Here is a 20,354-nt window from a genome sequence, read left to right on the forward strand (position 1 = left end):
TCCCGCACCCCCCGTATCGCAAATAGAGGAGAGACTGTGCCCACTGTGCCCCCGGCATCGAAGGCTGCCGACGCGGTGGACGTGACCGCGCTCCTGGAGCGCGGCCGGACCCTGGCCACACCGGTACTGAGGGCGGCCATCGACCGCCTCGCACCTCCTATGGACACTGTCGCCGCCTACCACTTCGGCTGGATCGACGCCGAGGGCAACCCCGCCGAGGGCGACGGCGGCAAGGCCGTTCGTCCCGCCCTCGCCATCCTGTCCGCACAGGCCGCCGGTGCCGCCCCCGAGGTGGGCGTGCCGGGCGCGGTCGCCGTTGAACTGGTCCACAACTTCTCACTGCTGCACGACGACCTGATGGACGGCGACGAGCAGCGCCGCCACCGTGACACCGTCTGGAAGGTGCACGGTCCCGCCCAGGCGATCCTTGTCGGCGACGCCCTGTTCGCGCTGGCCAACGAGATCCTGCTGGAGCTCGGCACGGTCGAGGCGGGCCGTGCCACGCGCCGCCTCACCACCGCCACGCGCGCCCTGATCGACGGCCAGGCGCAGGACATCTCCTACGAGCACCGCGACCGGGTCAGCGTCGAGGAGTGCCTGGAGATGGAGGGCAACAAGACGGGCGCCCTGCTCGCCTGCGCCTGCTCCATCGGCGCGGTCCTCGGCGGCGCCGACGACCGCACGGCCGACACGCTGGAGAAGTACGGCTACCACCTCGGCCTCGCCTTCCAGGCCGTCGACGACCTGCTCGGCATCTGGGGCGACCCGGAGGCCACCGGCAAGCAGACCTGGAGTGATCTGCGCCAGCGCAAGAAGTCCCTGCCGGTCGTGGCCGCGCTCGCGGCGGACGGCCCGGCCTCCGAGCGCCTCGGTGAACTGCTCGCCGCGGACGCCAAGAGCAGCGACTTCGAGAACTTCTCCGAGGAGGAGTTCGCCGCGCGCGCCGCGCTCATCGAACAGGCGGGCGGCCGCGAGTGGACCGCCCAGGAGGCGCGCCGCCAGCACACCATCGCCATCGAGGCGCTCGACACGATCCATATGCCGGACCAGGTGCGCGCTCAGTTCGTGGAGCTCGCCGACTTCGTCGTCGTACGAAAGAGATGATCACTATCGGTCGAATGAACCTCGCGTAGTCGCCGGCCGGTGCCGCGGGAGAACGAGCACCGGCCGACGGCGGACCCACAGCAGCAGACATGCCACTGCACGAAGGGGAAGCCATGACAGCGACGACCGACGGAAGCACCGGGGCCCTGCCGCCCCGCGCTGCCTCGGCCAGCGAAACCCGCACGACGACTCCCGTGTCGGCCGGGAGTGCCGATACCCGAGACGCCGCCACGCGCGCGATACAGCGCGCCACCGACTTCCTGCTCTCCACGCAGGACGCCCAGGGCTGGTGGAAGGGCGACCTCGAGACGAACGTCACGATGGACGCCGAAGACCTGCTGCTCCGCCAGTTCCTGGGCATCCGCGACGAGAAGACCACCCAAGCCGCCGCACTGTTCATCCGCGGCGAGCAGCGCGAGGACGGCACCTGGGCCACCTTCTACGGCGGACCGGGCGAACTCTCCACCACCGTCGAGGCGTACGTCGCTCTGCGGCTGGCCGGGGACGCGCCTGACGAGCCGCACATGGCGAAGGCGTCCGCGTGGATCCGCGAGCGCGGCGGCATCGCGGCAGCCCGCGTCTTCACCCGGATCTGGCTCGCCCTGTTCGGCTGGTGGAAGTGGGACGACCTGCCGGAACTCCCGCCGGAGCTCATCTACTTCCCGAAGTGGGTGCCGCTCAACATCTACGACTTCGGATGCTGGGCCCGGCAGACCATAGTGCCGCTCACCGTCGTCTCGGCGAAGCGACCGGTCCGGCCCGCGCCGTTCCCGCTCGACGAGCTGCACTCCGACGCCCGTGACCCCAACCCGGTCAAACCCCTTGCCCCGGTGGCGAGTTGGGACGGGGTCTTCCAGCGCCTCGACAAGGCCCTGCACACCTACCGCAAGGTTGCGCCGCGCAGACTCCGCAAGGCCGCGATGAACACCGCCGCCCGCTGGATCATCGAGCGGCAGGAGAACGACGGCTGCTGGGGAGGCATCCAGCCGCCCGCCGTGTACTCGGTCATCGCGCTGCACCTGCTCGGCTACGACCTCGAACACCCGGTGATGCGCGAGGGACTGGCGTCGCTCGACCGTTTCGCGGTGTGGCGCGAGGACGGGGCCCGGATGATCGAGGCCTGTCAGTCGCCGGTCTGGGACACCTGCCTCGCGACCATCGCGCTCGCCGACGCGGGCGTGCCCGCCGATCATCCGCAGCTGGTGAGGGCTGCGGACTGGATGCTCGGAGAGGAGATCGTCCGCCCCGGTGACTGGGCGGTCAAACGGCCCCAACTGCCTCCCGGCGGCTGGGCGTTCGAGTTCCACAACGACAACTACCCCGACATCGACGACACCGCCGAGGTCGTCCTTGCGCTGCGCCGGGTCAAGCACCACGACCCGGAGCGTGTCGACAAGGCCATCGGACGCGGGGTGCGCTGGAACCTCGGCATGCAGTCGAGGAACGGCGCGTGGGGCGCCTTCGACGTCGACAACACCAGCCCCTTCCCGAACCGGCTGCCGTTCTGCGACTTCGGGGAAGTCATCGACCCGCCGTCCGCCGATGTCACCGCGCACGTCGTGGAGATGCTCGCGGTCGAAGGGCTCGCCCACGACCCGCGCACCCGGCGGGGCATCGAGTGGCTGCTCGCCGAACAGGAGGCGAACGGCTCCTGGTTCGGCCGCTGGGGCGTCAACTACGTCTACGGAACAGGGTCGGTGGTGCCCGCGCTGGTCGCCGCCGGACTGCCCGGATCGCATCCCGCGATCCGCCGGGCCGTGACCTGGCTGGAGACGGTCCAGAACGACGACGGCGGCTGGGGCGAGGACCTGCGCTCCTACCACGACGTCGCCGAGTGGAGCGGGCGCGGCGCGTCGACCGCCTCACAGACCGCGTGGGCGCTGCTCGCGCTGCTCGCGGCCGGGGAGCGGGAGTCCAAGGCCGTGGAACGCGGCGTCGCCTGGCTCGCGGAGACTCAGTTGGCGGACGGCTCCTGGGACGAGCCGTACTTCACCGGCACCGGGTTCCCGTGGGACTTCTCGATCAACTACCACCTCTACCGGCAGGTCTTCCCGCTCACCGCGCTCGGCCGGTACGTCCACGGCGAACCGTTCGCCGACCGGCACGGCCCGTCGGGCAAGGGGAGCCGATGAGCACGACACCGGCCGCCGCCCCGCTGCTGATCGCCTGCGCGCTCGGCATCGAGCAGCTCGCCCTGCGCACCGGCGGCGACCGGGGCAGCGCCGACGGCCCGGTCACCGTGCTGCGTACGGGCATGGGGCCCAAGGCTGCCGAGCAAGCGGTCACCCGGGCCCTCGCCGGCCCCGCGCTGACCGGGGCGGCCGTCCTGGCCACGGGCTTCTGCGCCGGGCTCGCCCCCGGCATGCACCCGGGAGACCTGGTCGTCGCCGAGGAGACCCGGGACCCGCGCGGCACCACGCCGTGCGTGGGCACGGACCTGCTCGTCAAGGAACTGGTGCGTGCCGTGCCCGGGCGCACCGTCCACACGGGGCCGCTCACCGGCTCCGACCACGTGGTCCGCGGTCACGAGCGGTCGGACCTGCTCGCGACCGGCGCGATCGCGGTCGACATGGAGTCGGCGGCCACACTTCACAGCGCCGTCCGCGCGGGCGCGCGCCCGGTTGCGGCCGTACGGGTGGTCGTGGACGCTCCAGAACATGAACTCGTCCGGATCGGCACGGTGCGCGGTGGAATATCAGCCTTCCGTGTTCTTCGTGCCGTCCTTCCCGCTTTCTTCGAATGGCACCGTTCTTTGCTGCTCCCCAGGAGGTGAGCCAGATGGCCATGCCGCTGCGCCAGACCATCAAGGTCGCGACGTATCTCTTTGAACAGAAACTCCGCAAGCGGGACAAGTTTCCGCTGATCGTCGAGCTGGAGCCGCTCTACGCCTGCAATCTGAAGTGCGAGGGCTGCGGCAAGATCCAGCACCCGGCCGGAGTGCTCAAGCAGCGCATGCCGGTGGCGCAGGCCGTGGGGGCGGTGCTCGAATCGGGTGCGCCGATGGTGTCCATCGCGGGCGGCGAGCCCCTGATGCACCCGCATATCGACGAGATCGTGCGGCAGCTGGTGGCCCGGAAGAAGTACGTCTTCCTGTGCACCAACGCCATGCTGCTGCGCAAGAAGATGGACAAGTTCACGCCTTCGCCGTATTTCGCGTTCGCCGTGCACATCGACGGACTGCGGGAGCGGCACGACGAGTCCGTTGCGAAGGAGGGTGTGTTCGACGAGGCCGTGGCGGCCATAAAGGAAGCCAAGAAGCGCGGCTTCCGGGTGACCACCAACTCGACCTTCTTCAACACCGACACCCCGCAGACGATCATCGAGGTGCTCAACTTCCTCAATGACGACCTGCAGGTGGACGAGATGATGATCTCGCCCGCGTACGCCTACGAGAAGGCGCCCGACCAGGAGCACTTCCTGGGCGTGGAGCAGACCCGCGAGCTGTTCAAGAAGGCCTTCGCGGGCGGCAACCGGCTCCGCTGGCGGCTCAACCACTCCCCGCTCTTCCTGGACTTCCTGGAGGGCAAGGTCGACTTCCCGTGCACGGCGTGGGCGATCCCCAACTACTCGCTCTTCGGGTGGCAGAAGCCCTGCTACCTGATGGCCGACGGGTACGTCACGACGTACAAGGACCTCATCGAGAAGACCGACTGGGACGCGTACGGCCGGGGCAAGGACCCACGTTGCGCCAACTGCATGGCGCACTGTGGCTACGAGCCGACGGCGGTCATGGCCACCATGGGCTCCCTCAAGGAGTCCCTGCGGGCCGCCCGCGAGACCGTCTCCGGAAACCGCGGGTGACGTCATGACCGCCATTTCCTTGGGCCTCCCCGAGGTACCGGTCCGGCCGATCGCGGAGCGTCGCGTCTCGCGGCAGATCCAGGTCGGACCGGTGGCGGTCGGGGGCGGGGCACCCGTGTCGGTGCAGTCGATGACGACGACGCGTACGTCGGACATCGGCGCCACGTTGCAGCAGATCGCCGAACTCACCGCGTCCGGCTGCCAGATCGTCCGCGTCGCCTGCCCCACGCAGGACGACGCGGACGCCCTCGCGACCATCGCGCGCAAGTCGCAGATCCCGGTGATCGCGGACATCCACTTCCAGCCGAAGTACGTGTTCGCCGCGATCGAGGCGGGCTGTGCGGCGGTGCGGGTGAATCCCGGCAACATCAAGCAGTTCGACGACAAGGTCAAGGAGATCGCGCGGGCCGCGGCGGATCACGGCACGCCGATCCGGATCGGGGTCAACGCGGGCTCGCTGGACCGGCGGCTGCTCCAGAAGTACGGCAAGGCCACGCCCGAGGCGCTGGTGGAGTCGGCTCTGTGGGAGGCGTCGCTCTTCGAGGAGCACGGGTTCCGGGACATCAAGATCTCGGTGAAGCACAACGACCCGGTCGTGATGGTCAACGCGTACCGGCAGTTGGCGGCCCAGTGCGACTACCCGCTGCACCTCGGCGTGACCGAGGCGGGTCCTGCCTTCCAGGGGACCATCAAGTCGGCTGTGGCCTTCGGGGCTCTGCTGAGCGAGGGCATCGGCGACACCATCCGGGTGTCCTTGAGCGCCCCGCCCGCCGAGGAGTGCAAGGTCGGCATCCAGATCCTCGAATCGCTGGGGCTGCGGCAACGGCGTCTTGAGATCGTCTCCTGCCCGTCCTGCGGGCGCGCCCAGGTCGACGTCTACAAGCTGGCCGACGAGGTCACGGCGGGTCTGGAGGGGATGGAGGTGCCGTTGCGCGTCGCGGTCATGGGCTGCGTCGTCAACGGGCCGGGAGAGGCGCGGGAGGCGGACCTGGGGGTCGCCTCCGGCAACGGCAAGGGCCAGATCTTCGTCAAGGGCGAGGTCATCAAGACGGTGCCCGAGTCGAAGATCGTGGAGACCCTCATCGACGAGGCGATGAAGATCGCCGAGCAGATGGAGGCGGACGGCGTCGCGTCAGGCGAGCCGGAGGTCACAGCGCCGGGGAAGCCAACCGTCACTGTGAGTTGAAACAGAACGGACCGAGAGGGGGCCCGAGCGTGACGATTCTGGAGAGCATCCGGGGACCACGCGACCTGAAGGCGCTGTCCGAGGCAGAGATAGGGCAACTGGCCGACGAGATCCGGGAGTTCCTGGTGCACGCGGTCGCCAGGACCGGCGGTCACCTGGGGCCCAATCTGGGGGTGGTGGAACTGTCCATCGCGCTCCACCGGGCCTTCGAGTCGCCCGTCGACCGCATTCTGTGGGACACCGGCCACCAGAGCTACGTACACAAGCTGCTGACGGGACGTCAGGACTTCTCCAAACTGCGAGGCAAGGGCGGCCTGTCCGGCTATCCGTCGCGTGAGGAGTCCGAGCACGACATCATCGAGAACAGCCACGCGTCCACCGCGCTCGGCTGGGCCGACGGGCTCGCCAAGGCCCGCCAGGTGCAGGGCGAGAAGGGGCATGTCGTCGCGGTGATCGGCGACGGCGCGCTCACCGGCGGCATGGCGTGGGAGGCGCTGAACAACATCGCGGCCGCCAAGGACCGCCCGCTGATCATCGTCGTCAACGACAACGAGCGCTCGTACTCGCCGACCATCGGCGGTCTCGCCAACCATCTGGCGACCCTGCGGACCACCGACAGCTACGAACGGGTCCTGGCCTGGGGCAAGGACGTCCTGCTGCGCACGCCGGTCATCGGGAACACCGTCTACGAGTCGCTGCACGGCGCGAAGAAGGGGTTCAAGGACGCGTTCGCGCCGCAGGGCATGTTCGAGGACCTCGGGCTGAAGTACGTCGGGCCGATCGACGGGCACGACGTGGGCGCGGTGGAATCGGCGCTCCGGCGCGCGAAACGCTTCCACGGGCCCGTACTCATCCACTGTCTGACGGAGAAGGGCCGCGGTTACGAACCCGCGCTCGCCCACGAGGAGGACCACTTCCACACGGTCGGCGTGATGGACCCCCTCACCTGCGAGCCTCTCGCGCCCTCCAACGGCCCTTCCTGGACCTCGGTGTTCGGCGACGAGATCGTCTCGATCGGCGAGGAGCGCGAGGACGTCGTGGCGATCACGGCGGCCATGCTGCACCCCGTGGGCCTCGCGAAGTTCGCGGAGAAGTTCCCCGAGCGGGTGTGGGACGTCGGCATAGCCGAGCAGCACGCCGCGGTGTCCGCGGCCGGGCTCGCGACGGGCGGACTGCATCCGGTCGTCGCGGTGTACGCGACCTTCCTGAACCGGGCCTTCGACCAGCTCCTGATGGATGTCGCGCTGCATCGCTGCGGAGTGACGTTCGTGCTGGACCGCGCCGGAATCACGGGAGTTGACGGAGCGTCACACAACGGCATGTGGGACATGTCCATCCTCCAGGTCGTGCCGGGGCTCAGGATCGCCGCGCCGCGCGACGCCGACCAGCTGCGCGCGCAGCTGCGCGAGGCCGTCGCGGTGGACGACGCGCCGACGATGATCCGCTTCCCCAAGGAGTCGGTGGGACCGGCCGTTCCGGCGGTCGACCGGGTCGGCGGTGTGGACGTGCTGCATCGCGGTGAGCGGCCCGAGGTGCTCCTCGTCGCCGTCGGCGTGATGGCGCCGGTGTGTCTCCAGGCGGCCGAGCTGCTGGAGGCACGGGGTGTCAACTGCACGGTCGTGGACCCGCGTTGGGCCAAGCCCGTCGATCCCGCGCTGCCCGGCCTCGCCGCCGAGCACCGCATGGTCGCCGTCGTCGAGGACAACAGCCGGGCGTCCGGCGTGGGAGCGGCGGTCGCGCTCGCGCTCTCGGACGCCGAAGTCGACGTGCCCGTACGGCGGTTCGGGATCCCCGAGCAGTTCCTCGCACACGCCAAGCGCGGTGAGGTGCTGGCGGACATCGGTCTCACGCCCGTCGAGATCGCGGGGCGGATCAGCGCGGGCCTGGCCACCCGGGAGGCGAGCCTGGCCTTCACGGAGGCCGAACTCGCGGTCAAGGAGCAGGCGTCGAAGGAGCAGGTCGCCACGCGGCGAGCTTCGAGGAGGCAGGCCGCCAAGCAGCCGGCGGGCAAGGAGCACGCGTCCAAGGAGAAACAGGAATGACCACCATCCAGCCCCAGGAGGCCGAGCCCCAGGAGTTCGACCTCGCCGGCCTCCTCGCCGAGCGCGGAGCCGAGCGCTACGAGCTGCACGCGAAGCACCTGAACCACCAGCTGCCGCGCATGCTGCACACCATCGGCTTCGACAAGGTCTACGTGCGGGCCGAGGGCGCGTACTTCTGGGACGCGGACGGCAACGAGTACCTGGACATGCTCGCCGGGTTCGGGGTGATGGGCCTCGGCCGTCATCACCCCGTCGTCCGCAAGGCGCTGCACGACGTCCTCGACGCCCAGCTCGCCGACCTGACCCGCTTCGACTGCCAGCCGCTGCCCGGCCTGTTGGCGGAGAAGCTGCTCGCGCACAGCCCGCACCTGGACCGGGTGTTCTTCGGCAACAGCGGTACGGAGGCCGTCGAGACGGCGCTGAAGTTCGCCCGGTTCGCGACCGGCAAGCCGCGGGTCCTGTACTGCACGCACGCCTTCCACGGCCTGACCACCGGATCGCTGTCCGTGAACGGCGAGGACGGCTTCCGGGACGGCTTCGCCCCGCTGCTGCCCGACACGGCGGTGCCGCTCGGCGATCTCGACGTCCTGGCACGGGAGTTGAAGAAGGGTGACGTCGCCGCGCTGATCGTCGAACCGATCCAGGGCAAGGGCGTCCACGAGTCACCGCCCGGATATCTGCGCGCCGCCCAGGAGCTGCTGCACCGGCACAAGGCGCTGCTCATCGCGGACGAGGTGCAGACCGGGCTCGGCCGGTCCGGCGACTTCTACGCCTACCAGCACGAGGACGGCGTGGAGCCCGATCTGGTCTGCGTGGCGAAGGCGCTGTCCGGCGGCTACGTACCCGTGGGCGCCACCCTCGGCAAGGACTGGATCTTCAAGAAGGTCTACTCGTCCATGGACCGCGTCCTCGTGCACTCGGCGAGCTTCGGGTCCAACGCGCAGGCGATGGCGGCGGGCCTCGCCGTGCTGTCGGTCATGGAGAACGAGCAGATCGTCGCGAACGCCCGTGTGACGGGGGAGCAGTTGAAGTCCCGGCTCGGGACGCTCGTGGACAAGTACGAGCTGCTGAGCGATGTACGCGGCCGCGGGCTGATGATCGGCATCGAGTTCGGGCGGCCCAAGTCGCTGAAGCTGCGCAGCCGTTGGACGATGCTGCAGGCCGCGCGCAAGGGGCTGTTCGCGCAAATGGTGGTCGTGCCGCTGCTGCAGCGGCACCGGATCCTCACCCAGGTCTCCGGTGATCATCTGGAGGTGATCAAGCTGATTCCGCCGCTGGTGATCGGCGAGCGGGACGTGGACCGGTTCGTGGACGCCTTCACCGCCGTGATGGACGACGCGCACAGCGGCGGCGGGCTGATGTGGGACTTCGGGAAGACGCTGGTGAAGCAGGCGGTCGCCAACCGGTAGGCGGTACCGGACTTCGGGAGGGCTCGCGCTGCGAGCCCTCCTGCTTTTGCCTCAGAGGCAAGAAATTTGCCCGACAGGCAAACTCGCGGCTGAATGGAAGGCATGAACCCTTCCAAGGGGACGAGCCCGTCCAAGGGTACGAGCCCTGCCGAACCCGGGGCGGCCGACGCGGTTCCTGAAGCCGCACTCGAACCCGGAGCAGCCGACGTGCTGCCCTCCGTCGCACCCCGGCTGCGAGCCCTGCGCCGCCGCGCCATCCTCACCCTGGAGTCCGCTGCCCGCACCGCCGGCCTCTCGCCCGCGCACCTCTCCCGCCTGGAGACCGGGCAGCGTCAGCCCTCGCTGCCGGTGCTGCTCGCGCTCGCCCGTATCTACGGCACGACCGTCTCGGAGCTGCTCGGCGAGACGGCCGCCGACCGGGACGCCGTCGTGCGCGCCGCCGACATGGAGCCCACGAAGGCCGGCGGCTGGACGTACTGGCAGGCCGGCGCGGCAGGGCGCGGCATGCAGGCCCTGCGCGTGCACGTCCCGTACGGGGCGCAGGGCGACATCGTGCGGGTCCACCCCGGAGAGGAGTGGCTGTACGTCCTCCAGGGGCGGCTGCGGTTGCGTCTCGGGGACACCGCGCACCTGCTCGCGCCCGGCGACAGCGCGCACTTCGACTCGCTGACCCCGCACCGGATCGCCGCCGCGGACCGGGACGGGGCCGAACTGCTCTTCGTACACACCCTGCTGCAGAGCCCCACGGCCGCCCTGTGCCTCGGGCCGACGACCCGAGGAGAGACCTCATGAAGGACATGGAGGAGAAGTTCCCGCGCGCCCTGTGGGTACGGCTCATCATCTACGTGGCGGTCGGACACCTCTTCGCCGCCTTCATCTACCTGCTGTTCTCGCTCGGAGCCCAGGGGCAGTAGCGGCGGGTGGACGGCGGTCGGCCGGGTCAGTCGAGGAAACGCTTCCGCAGCCGGTCCCGCGTCTGAGAGGTCACGCCGAGAGCCTGCTCCAGATACGTGTCGACCCCGCCCCAGGTCTCCTCGATCGTCTCGAACGCCGCCGCCAAGTACTCGGCGCGCGCGTCGAAGAGGGGGCTGAGGAGCTCCATCACCTCGGGGGAGTACGCCGAGGCCGAGGAGCCGCTGCGGTGGACCTTGTAGCGGCGGTGCGCGGCGTTCGACTCCAGGTAGTCCGCCACGATGGCCTCGCGCTCGACGCCGAGGGCGAGGAGCGTCACGGCTATGGAGAGGCCGGCGCGGTCCTTGCCCGCCGCGCAGTGCATCAGGGCTGGGACGCTGTCCTCGGCCAGCGCGTGGAGCACATGCGAGTGCTCGGCCGTGCGCTCCTTGATGATCGAGCGGTAGGAACGGATCATCCGGTCCGCGGCCTTGCCGTCCGAGAGGATCGAGCGCAGCTGGTCCAGATCGCCGTCGCGGACCATCATCCAGAACTCGGCGCCGTGGGCCGGGTCGGTCAGCGGTAGATTCACGTTCCGTACGCCCGGCAGTTCGACGTCGGGGCCCTCGAGCTTCTGGTCCGCGGCATTGCGGAAGTCGAAGATCGTGTGCAGACCGAGGGAGGCGAGGAACGCGGCGTCCGACTCCGTCGCGTGCGCAAGGTGGCCGCTTCGGAACAGCCGCCCGTACGCCACCCGTCGGCCGTCCACCGTCGGCAGGCCGCCCACATCGCGGAAGTTGCGGACTCCGGCCAGCTCGGGCTCGGTCGACGGGACCTGCTGCGCCACGGGGGCTCCTCCCATTCGGCTGCCGACGCGGCTCGTCGGCGAGGTGCGTTCTCGACGATACGACATTGGTTCGTAGGCCAATCAGTTGTCCACAGGCGTTGCCCGAGGGGGCCACAGACCCTGATGATGTTGGGGCTTGAGCGTGCCTGTTCGAATATGTGAGGGCTTGATGGTAGAGATCGGCGCAGATGGACGTACGTGGCTCCTTTCGGGGCCCACGAGCAGTTACGCCCTGAGGCTCGGCGAGGACGATGAGCTGCTGCATCTGCACTGGGGCCCGAGCATCGCTCTCGCCGACGCCGAGGCACTCGCCGCGCGCCCCGGGCCGGAGTACTGGCCCTTCGAGGCCACCCTCGACGGACACGAGGAGTACCCGGTCGAGGGCGGCCCCCGCTTCGTACGGCCCGCGCTGTCCGTGCGTACGGAGGAGCGGCGCGGCACGGAGTGGCGCTTCGAGGCGTACGAGGCCGACGGCGACGAGCTGCGGCTGCGGTTCTCCGACTCCGGGCTCGGGATCACGCTGCACTACCGGATGCGGGCCGAGACCGATGTCATCGAGCGGTGGGTGACCCTCGCCAACGAAGGGCCCGCCCTGGAGGTGCTGCGCGCCGACTCCGCGACCTGGACGCTGCCGCACCGCGACGGCTGGCGGCTGTCCCAGCTGCACGGGAGGTGGGCGGCCGAGTCCCGGCTCGTGCGCTCCGAACTCACCTACGGTGAGAAGGTCATCGGCAGCCGGCGCGGCCACACCGGGCATCAGCATCTGCCGTGGGTCGCACTGGACGCGGAGGGCGCGGCGACCGAGGAGCAGGGCGAGGTCTACGGGTGCGCCCTCGCGTGGTCGGGCTCATGGCGGATCGCGGTGGCCCAACTCCCGGACGCGCGCGTGCAGATCACCGGCGGGGCCGGGTACGACGACTCGGGTCTGGTGCGGCTGGAGCCGGGGGAGAGCTTCGTCACTCCCGTCTTCGCGGGGCTGTGGAACGACGGCGGCTTCGGCGGGGCGAGCCGCGCCTGGCACCGGTACCAGCACGCGTACGTGATCCCGGACGCCGAACGGGACCGGCCCGTGCTCTACAACTCCTGGGAGGCCACGGAGTTCGACATCTCCGAGGAGCAGCAGGCGGTGCTGGCGCGGCGGGCGGCGGCGATGGGGGTCGAGCTGTTCGTGGTCGACGACGGCTGGTTCGGCGCGCGCACCAGCGACCGGGCCGGGCTCGGCGACTGGACGCCCAACCCGGACCGCTTCCCCGGCGGCCTCAAGCCGCTCGGCGACCACGTCCACGCGCTCGGGATGCAGTTCGGGATCTGGGTCGAGCCCGAGATGGTCAACCCGGACAGCGACCTGTACCGCGCGCACCCCGACTGGGTGCAGTTCCAACCGGGACGAAAGAGGACGGAACTCCGCAATCAGCTCGTATTGAACCTCGCTCGCGAGGACGTCCAGGAGTACCTGTGGGAGCAGCTCGACGTGTTGCTCTCCAGTGCGCCGATCGACTATGTGAAGTGGGACTTCAACCGCTGCTTCACCGACGCGGGGTGGCCCGGCGAGGCGTACCCGCAGCGACTCTGGGTCGACCATGTGCACGCTCTGTACGGCCTGTTGGACCGGCTGAGGGCGGCCCACCCGGGCGTCGCCTTCGAGTCCTGCTCGGGCGGCGGCGGCCGGATCGACCTGGGGATCATGGCACGTACGGACCAGGTGTGGACCTCGGACAACACCGACCCGCTCGACCGGCTCGCCATCCAGCACGGCTTCAGCCAGGTGCATCCCGCGCGGGCCATGGCCGCCTGGGTGACCGACAGCCCGAACGTCCAGCTCAACGGGCGCGTCAGCTCGCTGCGCTTCCGCTTCGTGAGTGCGATGGCCGGGGTGCTCGGAGTCGGCGGCGACCTGAGTCGGTGGAGTGAGGAGGAGCTGGCCGAGGCGCGGACGTGGGTGGAGCTCTACAAGGAGATCCGGCCCGTCGTGCAGGGTGGCGACCTCCATCGGCTGCGGGCGCCCGAGGGCGGCCTGAGTGCCGTGCAGTACGTCCGCGGCGGCGACGTCGTCGTCCTCGCCTGGCTCCAGGCCCAGCACTACGGCGAGCCGGCCGCTCCCGTGCGGCTGCGCGGCCTCGACCCGACAGCTGCGTACGAATGCCTCGAAACGGGCGAAGTCCACCGGGGTGCGGTGCTGTTGCATCACGGGTTGCGGACGGGGCTGCGCGGGGATCTCGATGCGGCAGTTCTCCGGCTGCGTCGCATGTGACTGTTGTGTCCGTAATGGAGCCTTCGTTCCAACTCGCTCTGGAATGAAGGCTCCTGAATCGGGGTCCGTGAGCAGCGTCATATTCGTGACGGTCCGCTGTCGCCATGTTCACGTAATTCAGCTTTGTTTTCAGGGGTTTAGCAAACTGGCGAGATCGCTGATTTACGCAGGGTGACCGTCATTTCGGTCAAGGATCAAGAGAATGGGGCACACAGGAAACCCCAAAGCTTGTTCCTGCGTCTTCATGTCGCTTACGTTCGCCACCAATCCGGACGGACGCCCAATCCTGCCGCCGCCCGGAATCCGCAAACTCACCCGTACACGGCAGGAGCGGGGGACCCACAGGTACAACGCCTGTTCCGGTCTCCGGAACGGCTAGGGGTTAAGCCGTGCGAAAACACGGCCGGGCATCTCCAGCTCGCACCCGACAGCTCACCTCGCAGGCGCCGGAGAGGAATTCGTCATGCCCGCGAAGGGTAAGCACCGCCGTCCCAAGTCCCTGCGTTTCACCCGTTCCATCGCCGTCGCCGGAACGGGCGGCGCAGCGCTCGCCCTTCCGCTGCTCGGAGCCACTGGAGCGAACGCCGCGACTCCGCAGTCCGCCGCCCAGTCCGTGGCGAGCGTCTCGAATATCGCGAGCAAGGCCGCCGAATCCGCTCCGGCCGCCGACAAGAAGGCCGCGTCGAAGAAGGCCACGACCACGACGTATTCCGTGCGTAAGGGCGACTCCCTCTCGAAGATCGCCGACGCGCAGGATGTCAGCGGCGGCTGGAAGAAGCTGTACACCGACAACCGCAAGGCGATCGGCGACGACCCGGCGCTCATCCACCCGGGCCTGAAGCTGACGCTCGGCGGGAAGGCCGCGACCGCTCCCGGCTCGGACTCGGGCGCCTCCAAGGCCACCCAGTCGTCCGCGAAGAAGGCGACCGCGGCTCCCAAGGCGGCGGCCCCCAAGGCAGAAGCCCCCAAGGCAGAAGCCCCCAAGGCGGCGCCCGCAGCCAGCGCTTCCGGCTTCACCCTGCCGGTCTCGGGCGCGAGCGTCGGCACTCCGTACAGGATGTCGGGCAGCATGTGGTCCAGCGGTTACCACACCGGAGTCGACTTCGCGGTCCCGACCGGCACCTCGCTCAAGTCCGTCGGCGCCGGCACGGTCGTCTCCGCCGGCTGGGGCGGCGCGTACGGCAACCAGGTCGTCATCAAGCTCAACGACGGCCACTACGCCCAGTACGCCCACCTGTCCTCCCTCTCCGTCTCGGCCGGCCAGTCCGTGACCGGGGGCCAGCAGGTCGGCCTCTCCGGCGCGACTGGCAACGTCACCGGACCGCACCTGCACTTCGAGATCCGCACCACCCCGGACTACGGCTCGGACGTGGACCCGATGGCGTTCCTGCGCTCCAAGGGCGTCTCCGCCTGACATCAGGCTCGCCCCGCCGGTCTGACTACCCGGCTCGTCTCCGAAGGCCGGACCCTGTGATCCCCGGGGTCCGGCCTTCGGTGTTGCCGTCCTGTGGCATGGCTGGGCGAGGTATCGACAGGGGTGCGGCAGTGAGGACACAGTGATCTCCGCAAGCGCTTTCTATGCCTTGGAGGTCTTCATGACAACCACACGCAGAGCGTTCGGAACCCTGGCCGCCGGTGGCGCCGTCGCGGCCGTGGTCCCCGCGCGGACGGCGAGCGCGTCGGCGCGCCACCGCCGGGGACGGCTCATCGCCCGCGACGACTTCCGGCGCGGCCTCGGCCAGTGGGCGACCGAGCTGCAGGACGGCGGCAGCGTCACCGCGTCCCGCGGCGTCCTGGAGATCGATGTGCCGAGCGGTGCGACGGTCTGGTTCAAGCCAAAACTCCAAGGGCCGTACGTCCTCGAGTACATCGCCACGCCGGTCTCCGCGGGCGGGGCCAACGACCGGGTCTCCGACCTCAACAACTTCTGGAACGCCACCGACGTCCGCTCCCCGCACGACCTCTTCGCCACCGCCCGGGGCGGAGCGCTCGCCGAGTACGACTACCTCACGACCTACTACTCCGGGTACGGCGCCAACACGAACACCACCACCAGGCTGCGCCGTTACGTCGGCGAGCCCGGCGTACGGCCGCTGATCCACGACTACACGGAGCCGCTGCTCACGGCGAACGAGCCCCATCGGGTCCGGATCGTGTCGCACGGTTCGACGGTCCAGTGGTGGAACAACGGGCGGCTCGTCTTCGACTACGTGGACCCGGAGGCGTACACGAGCGGGCACTTCGCGTTCCGGACCGTGTGGAGTCACTTCCGGATCACGGACTTCCGGGCGTGGGAGCTGCGGCAACGTCCCTGAGCGAGCCCCTTATTCCGGGGTTGACCAATACTTGACGAGTGGCTTATCTCACCGCGCGTCAACCCTTTCCTACGGTCGCGTAGCTCACACCCCAAGGGGAATCATGGGCCGACGTGGCAGACGATTCGAAGAATGACAACACATCAGTGATCGGGTCGTACGTGGCGGTGGGGGACAGCTTCACCGAGGGCGTCGGCGACCCCGGCCCTGACGGGGCGTTCGTCGGCTGGGCCGACCGGTTCGCGGTGCTTCTCGCGGACCGGCGACCCGAGGGCGACTTCGGCTACACCAACCTCGCCGTCCGCGGGAAACTCCTCGACCAGGTCGTCGAGGACCAGCTGCGGCACGCCAAGGAGCTTGCGCCGGACCTGGTCTCCTTCTGCGCGGGCGGCAACGACATCCTCCGGCCGGGCACCGACCCCGACGAGGTCGCGGAGCGCTTCGAGAGCGCGGTCGCCGAGCTCACGTCGGCCGTCGGCACGGTGCTCGTGACCACCGGCTTCGACACCCGTGGCATACCCGTGCTCAAGCACTTGCGCGGCAAGATCGCCACGTACAACGGGCATGTGCGGGCCATCGCCGACCGGTACGGCTGTCCGGTGCTCGACCTGTGGTCCCTCAAGACCATCCAGGACCGGCGGGCCTGGGACGGTGACCGGCTGCACCTGTCGCCCGAGGGCCACACCCGGGTGGCGCTGCGCGCCGGCCAGGTCATCGGCCTCGAGGTGCCCGCGGACCCGGACCAGCCGTGGCCACCGCTGCCGCCGCGCGGAACGCTGGAAGTGCGGCGGGACGACATCCACTGGGCGCGCGAGTATCTGGTGCCCTGGATCGGGCGGCGGTTGCGCGGGGAGTCCTCCGGCGACCGTGTGGTGGCCAAGGGGAGCGTGTCGCCGTACGACATCAAGATGCGGATCGATTCGGTGGCCTGAAGGCCTGACGGTGTGCAGGTCCGCGTGCTTGAAGGCGAGCAGGAGGGCCGGGCAGGGCTCGACCGGTGGTGTCGACTTTGCCCGGCCCTTCTGCTCACCTTGGAGCAGGCTCTTACGTCGCCTCAGGTGCCCGGTGTCGTCAACGCCTCGCGCTCCAGTCCCAGTTCGCGGGCCAGCGCCTCGTCCACCCACTCCTGGGTGCGGGCGCGTGACACCGCGCCCGGGTACGCCGTCATCTGGACGGCGAGCCCGTCCAGCAGGGCGGTGAGGCGCAGCGCCGTACTCGTGGGGTCCGGGCAGTGGAACTCGCCCGCGGCGACGCCCTCCGCGATGACTTCGGTGATGGCGGCCTTCCACTGCCGGTCGAGGTCGCGGGTCACGTCCCTCAGCACGGGCTCGCGCAGCGCCGCCGCCCAGCCCTCGATCCACAGCCGCCAGCCCTTGGCCTGCCCGGTCGGCGCATACCACCGGACGGCGGCCCGCAGCCGGCGCAAAGCCGACGTCCGGCGACCGAGCAGCTTGCGCAGGCGGGCGAGGTCGTCCTCGGCCGCGTACGTGAAGGCGGCGGCGACCAGTTTCTCCTTCGTCGAGAAGTGATAGAGCACCAGCGCGTTGCTCACCCCGAGCACGGCCGCCACATCGGCGATCCGCACCGCGGCCACGCCGCGCTCCTCGATCTGCTCGATGGCGGCCCGCAGCAGTTCCTCACGCCGCTCCGCCACGCTCAACCGCACTCTCGCCACCGGACAACCCTATTCCGTCGCCACAGGCGTCGCTGGTGGAGGGTCGGTTCCCCGCCATGCCGGGGCCGTCACCCGTACCAGCCGAACCGCTCCGCGATCACCGGCAGCTGGTCCGCGACGATCGCGTGCGCGGCCGTCCTCGGTGTTGTCCCGTCGGCCTCCGCGCGCGTGAGCATCTGGTCGATCAGGGCGCGCATCGAGCGCCGCGTGTACGCGAACGCCTCGTCCGCCTCGGGCCCGATGTCGCCGAACAGCGTCCACCACCACCAGGCGTTGGTCCCGGAGTTGACGACGACGTCCGGCAGGACGGTGATCCCGCGCGCGGCGAGGAGTTCCTCCGCCGCCGGCAGGACGGGCATGTTGGCGGCCTCGACGATCCAGCGTGCCGTGATCCGCTCCTGGTTGGCGGTGTCGATCGCGTACGAGACCGCCGCCGGCACCAGCACCTCGGCCCCGGCGGACAGCCAGGCGTCGCCGGGCAGTTCCCGGTCGGCCGGGCGCAGCGCTGCCCGGTCGACCGTCCCGTACGCGTCACGGGCGGCGAGCAGCGCGTCGACGTCCAGCCCTTCGGGGTTGGCGATCGTGCCCTTCACGTCGGCGACGGCCACCACGCTGAGCCCCGCGCGCGTGAGGAACCGGGCCGTGGCCCCGCCCATGGTGCCCAGGCCCTGCACGGCGACGCGCGTGCCCGAGTACGCCACCCCGGCCCGGTCCAGCGCCGCGAGCACCGACTCGGCGACTCCGCAGCCGCCGACCAACTCGTCGAGCCCGATGCCGTCCACCTCGACCGCGAACGCGTCCGCCAGCCGCCGCCGGGCCGCCGCCTCGTCGTCGAGCAGTGGATACACGGCCTGGATCGACGACACGAGCCCCGCCTCCGCCGCGGCCCGGTCGACGAGGTCCTGGGTGAGGCCGAGGTCCTCGCCGGTGGTCCAGAAGCTCTCGATGCAGGGGCGCATGGCGCGCAGATAGCGCACGAGCACCCCGTACGCCTCGGGGTCCTGGGGATCGCAGTCGATGCCGCCCTTCGCGCCGCCCAGCGGGATGTACCGGCCCTCGGGGTTGTAGTGCAGCGCCTCTTTCATGGTCATGCCTCGCGCGAGACCGGCCACCTCGTCCAGCGTGCAGCCCGCCCGCATCCGCAGCCCGCCACTGGAGACACCGCGCACCAGCCGGTCCACGACCAGGTGCCCCCGGCGGCCGGTGACGTGGTCGGTCCAGGTGAGCGTCATCAAGGGACTGCTGTCCGGGGCGGTCATGGGGGTCTCCTCGGGAACGGGGGAACGGGGAACAGGGGACAGGGTCAGAACGTTTGAGCAGCGTGGGGCCGGGTGCCCAGAGTGCCCCGGTGCGGGTCGGGGCCTGCCATTACTGAATGATCAGTCAGTATCGAAAGGGCCGGGCGGCTCTGTCAACGTGCTGAATGGATCTTCAGTACGGGCCGACGTCGTATGTGGTGGATCTCGCCGCGTCCGGCGCGGACACCGCCCTGTCATACGCCCGACCCGGCGCTGTCAGAGGCGGCGACCATAATGGAATGTCAGACCGACTCCACCTGGAGGTGCCGTGACCGGTTTCCGTCCCCTGAGCTCCGGGCTCCGTGCTCTGCGGCCCGCCGCCTTCGGCGCGGATCCGAGCGGTGAGCGCATGGAGCGCATCCGCAGATCGCCGAACTTCGCGGACGGCGTCTTCCGGAATCCGGAGGGTGCTCCCCGGCCCGACGGCGCCATGCGCGAGTTCGCGCAGGCCTTCTTCCGTAAGGAAGAGCGTGTGCGCCGCGCCCCGGCGGGCACGGTGCCGGTGCACGCCACGACCCTCGCCGACCTCGCCAGGCCCCCGGCCCACGGGCTGCGGCTGACGTGGATGGGGCACTCCAGTGTGCTCGCCGAGATCGACGGCCACCGGGTGCTCTTCGACCCCGTCTGGGGCGAGCGCTGCTCCCCGTTCGCCTTCGCCGGGCCCAAGCGGCTGCACCCCGTGCCCCTGCCGCTGGCGGCGCTCGGCCCGGTCGACGTGGTCGTCATCTCGCACGATCACTACGACCACCTCGACCTGCCCACCATCAAGGCCCTGGCCGATACGGACACGGTGTTCGCGGTGCCCCTCGGCGTCGGCGCCCACCTGGAGCACTGGGGCGTCTCCGCGGACCGACTGCGCGAGCTGGACTGGAACGAGACGGCGAACGTCGGCGGTATCTCCCTGACCGCCACGCCCGCCCGCCACTTCTGCGGCCGCGGCCTGCGCAACACCCAGCACACCCTCTGGGCCTCGTGGGCCGTCGCGGGTGATGAGCACCGGATCTACCACAGCGGCGACACCGGGTACTTCGTCGGATTCAAGGACATCGGCGCCGAGCACGGCCCCTTCGACGCCACGATGATCCAGATCGGTGCCTATTCCGAGTTCTGGCCCGACATCCACATGACGCCCGAAGAGGGCATGCGCGCCCACCTGGACCTCCAGGGCGAGAAGCCCAGCGGCGTGATGCTGCCGATCCACTGGGCGACGTTCAACCTGGCCACGCACCCCTGGGCCGAGCCCGGCGAGGGGACCATCACCGCCGCCCGCGCGGCCGGCGCCAGGATCGCCCTGCCCCGGCCCGGCGAGCCCTTCGAGCCCACGGCCGAGACCGTGCCGTCGGAGCCCTGGTGGCGCGGCGTGGCCGTAGAGCCTGCCGGAGGCTGGCCCGTGCTCGCCGCCGTGGAGGCGGTCCGTGACACACCGGGTGACACCACGGAGGACACCGGAGACCAGGAAACCGTCCCGGCCGGGTGACGCGGAGGCGCGTGAAGGCGGTCGGCGAGGGCCGAGGAGCAAGTTGCTCCTCGGCCCT

General features: G+C 70.1%; 17 protein-coding genes and 1 riboswitch. Of the genes, 14 read left to right on the forward strand and 3 right to left on the reverse strand.

Annotated elements, in window-relative coordinates:
• The first annotated feature begins 36 nt into the window (after positions 1-36).
• The 9 genes from GAS53_RS38975 to GAS53_RS39015 all read left to right on the forward strand — a co-directional run bounded on the left by GAS53_RS38975 (position 37) and on the right by GAS53_RS39015 (position 10,456).
• Positions 37-1,104, forward strand: coding sequence for a polyprenyl synthetase family protein (locus GAS53_RS38975; protein WP_192583473.1), 1,068 nt, complete (start codon positions 37-39; stop codon positions 1,102-1,104).
• Positions 1,105-1,217: 113 nt separating this feature from the next.
• A complete protein-coding gene (gene shc, locus GAS53_RS38980) occupies positions 1,218-3,236 on the forward strand; it encodes a squalene--hopene cyclase (protein ID WP_151482500.1) in 2,019 nt (672 codons plus the stop codon).
• Positions 3,233-3,877, forward strand: a complete 645-nt coding sequence (locus GAS53_RS38985) for a phosphorylase family protein (protein ID WP_151482501.1) — start codon at positions 3,233-3,235, stop codon at positions 3,875-3,877. Before shc ends, GAS53_RS38985 begins: the two co-directional genes overlap by 4 nt.
• A 5-nt stretch (positions 3,878-3,882) precedes the next feature.
• The gene (gene hpnH / locus GAS53_RS38990; RefSeq protein WP_151482502.1) at positions 3,883-4,905 is read left to right on the forward strand and encodes an adenosyl-hopene transferase HpnH; all 1,023 of its coding nucleotides are present in this window, start codon (positions 3,883-3,885) and stop codon (positions 4,903-4,905) included.
• A gap of 4 nt (positions 4,906-4,909) precedes the next feature.
• Positions 4,910-6,091 (forward strand): flavodoxin-dependent (E)-4-hydroxy-3-methylbut-2-enyl-diphosphate synthase, encoded by a 1,182-nt coding sequence (ispG, locus tag GAS53_RS38995; protein ID WP_151482503.1) that lies wholly within the window; start codon positions 4,910-4,912, stop codon positions 6,089-6,091.
• Between the two features lie 29 nt (positions 6,092-6,120).
• Positions 6,121-8,133, forward strand: coding sequence for a 1-deoxy-D-xylulose-5-phosphate synthase (gene dxs / locus GAS53_RS39000; protein ID WP_225859375.1), 2,013 nt, complete (start codon positions 6,121-6,123; stop codon positions 8,131-8,133).
• The gene (locus tag GAS53_RS39005) at positions 8,130-9,542 is read left to right on the forward strand and encodes an aspartate aminotransferase family protein (protein WP_151482504.1); all 1,413 of its coding nucleotides are present in this window, start codon (positions 8,130-8,132) and stop codon (positions 9,540-9,542) included. Before dxs ends, GAS53_RS39005 begins: the two co-directional genes overlap by 4 nt.
• Positions 9,543-9,644: 102 nt before the next feature.
• On the forward strand, positions 9,645-10,334 hold the full coding sequence (locus tag GAS53_RS39010; RefSeq protein WP_151482505.1) for a helix-turn-helix domain-containing protein: 690 nt from the start codon (positions 9,645-9,647) through the stop codon (positions 10,332-10,334).
• On the forward strand, positions 10,331-10,456 hold the full coding sequence (locus tag GAS53_RS39015; protein WP_151482506.1) for a DUF6126 family protein: 126 nt from the start codon (positions 10,331-10,333) through the stop codon (positions 10,454-10,456). Before GAS53_RS39010 ends, GAS53_RS39015 begins: the two co-directional genes overlap by 4 nt.
• Positions 10,457-10,482: 26 nt before the next feature.
• Here GAS53_RS39015 and GAS53_RS39020 read toward each other — a convergent pair whose 3' ends face one another.
• Positions 10,483-11,280: a tyrosine-protein phosphatase gene (locus GAS53_RS39020; protein ID WP_151482507.1), complete on the reverse strand. Its 798-nt coding sequence runs from the start codon at positions 11,278-11,280 to the stop codon at positions 10,483-10,485.
• A gap of 169 nt (positions 11,281-11,449) precedes the next feature.
• Here GAS53_RS39020 and GAS53_RS39025 point away from each other — a divergent pair, with 169 nt between their 5' ends.
• The 4 genes from GAS53_RS39025 to GAS53_RS39040 all read left to right on the forward strand — a co-directional run bounded on the left by GAS53_RS39025 (position 11,450) and on the right by GAS53_RS39040 (position 16,778).
• Positions 11,450-13,531, forward strand: a complete 2,082-nt coding sequence (locus GAS53_RS39025) for an alpha-galactosidase (RefSeq protein ID WP_151482545.1) — start codon at positions 11,450-11,452, stop codon at positions 13,529-13,531.
• 302 nt (positions 13,532-13,833) lie between these two features.
• A riboswitch (cyclic di-AMP (ydaO/yuaA leader) is annotated at positions 13,834-13,992 on the forward strand.
• 2 nt (positions 13,993-13,994) lie between these two features.
• Positions 13,995-14,945: a LysM peptidoglycan-binding domain-containing M23 family metallopeptidase gene (locus GAS53_RS39030; protein ID WP_151482508.1), complete on the forward strand. Its 951-nt coding sequence runs from the start codon at positions 13,995-13,997 to the stop codon at positions 14,943-14,945.
• 181 nt (positions 14,946-15,126) lie between these two features.
• On the forward strand, positions 15,127-15,846 hold the full coding sequence (locus tag GAS53_RS39035; RefSeq protein ID WP_151482509.1) for a DUF6250 domain-containing protein: 720 nt from the start codon (positions 15,127-15,129) through the stop codon (positions 15,844-15,846).
• 146 nt (positions 15,847-15,992) lie between these two features.
• Entirely contained in the window at positions 15,993-16,778 is a 786-nt protein-coding gene (locus tag GAS53_RS39040) for an SGNH/GDSL hydrolase family protein (RefSeq protein WP_151482546.1), read from the forward strand.
• Positions 16,779-16,900: 122 nt separating this feature from the next.
• On the opposite strand, the gene GAS53_RS39045 is transcribed toward GAS53_RS39040, so the two are convergent.
• Together GAS53_RS39045 and GAS53_RS39050 are read right to left on the reverse strand one after the other, a co-directional pair.
• Positions 16,901-17,521, reverse strand: a complete 621-nt coding sequence (locus GAS53_RS39045; RefSeq protein ID WP_225859376.1) for a TetR/AcrR family transcriptional regulator — start codon at positions 17,519-17,521, stop codon at positions 16,901-16,903.
• Between the two features lie 68 nt (positions 17,522-17,589).
• Positions 17,590-18,780, reverse strand: coding sequence for a glutamate dehydrogenase (locus GAS53_RS39050; RefSeq protein WP_151482510.1), 1,191 nt, complete (start codon positions 18,778-18,780; stop codon positions 17,590-17,592).
• A gap of 307 nt (positions 18,781-19,087) precedes the next feature.
• Here GAS53_RS39050 and GAS53_RS39055 point away from each other — a divergent pair, with 307 nt between their 5' ends.
• On the forward strand, positions 19,088-20,296 hold the full coding sequence (locus GAS53_RS39055) for an MBL fold metallo-hydrolase (protein WP_151482511.1): 1,209 nt from the start codon (positions 19,088-19,090) through the stop codon (positions 20,294-20,296).
• Positions 20,297-20,354: the final 58 nt, after the last annotated feature.

This window comes from Streptomyces albicerus (assembly GCF_008905045.1).
In the GTDB taxonomy this organism is placed as follows: domain Bacteria; phylum Actinomycetota; class Actinomycetes; order Streptomycetales; family Streptomycetaceae; genus Streptomyces; species Streptomyces albicerus.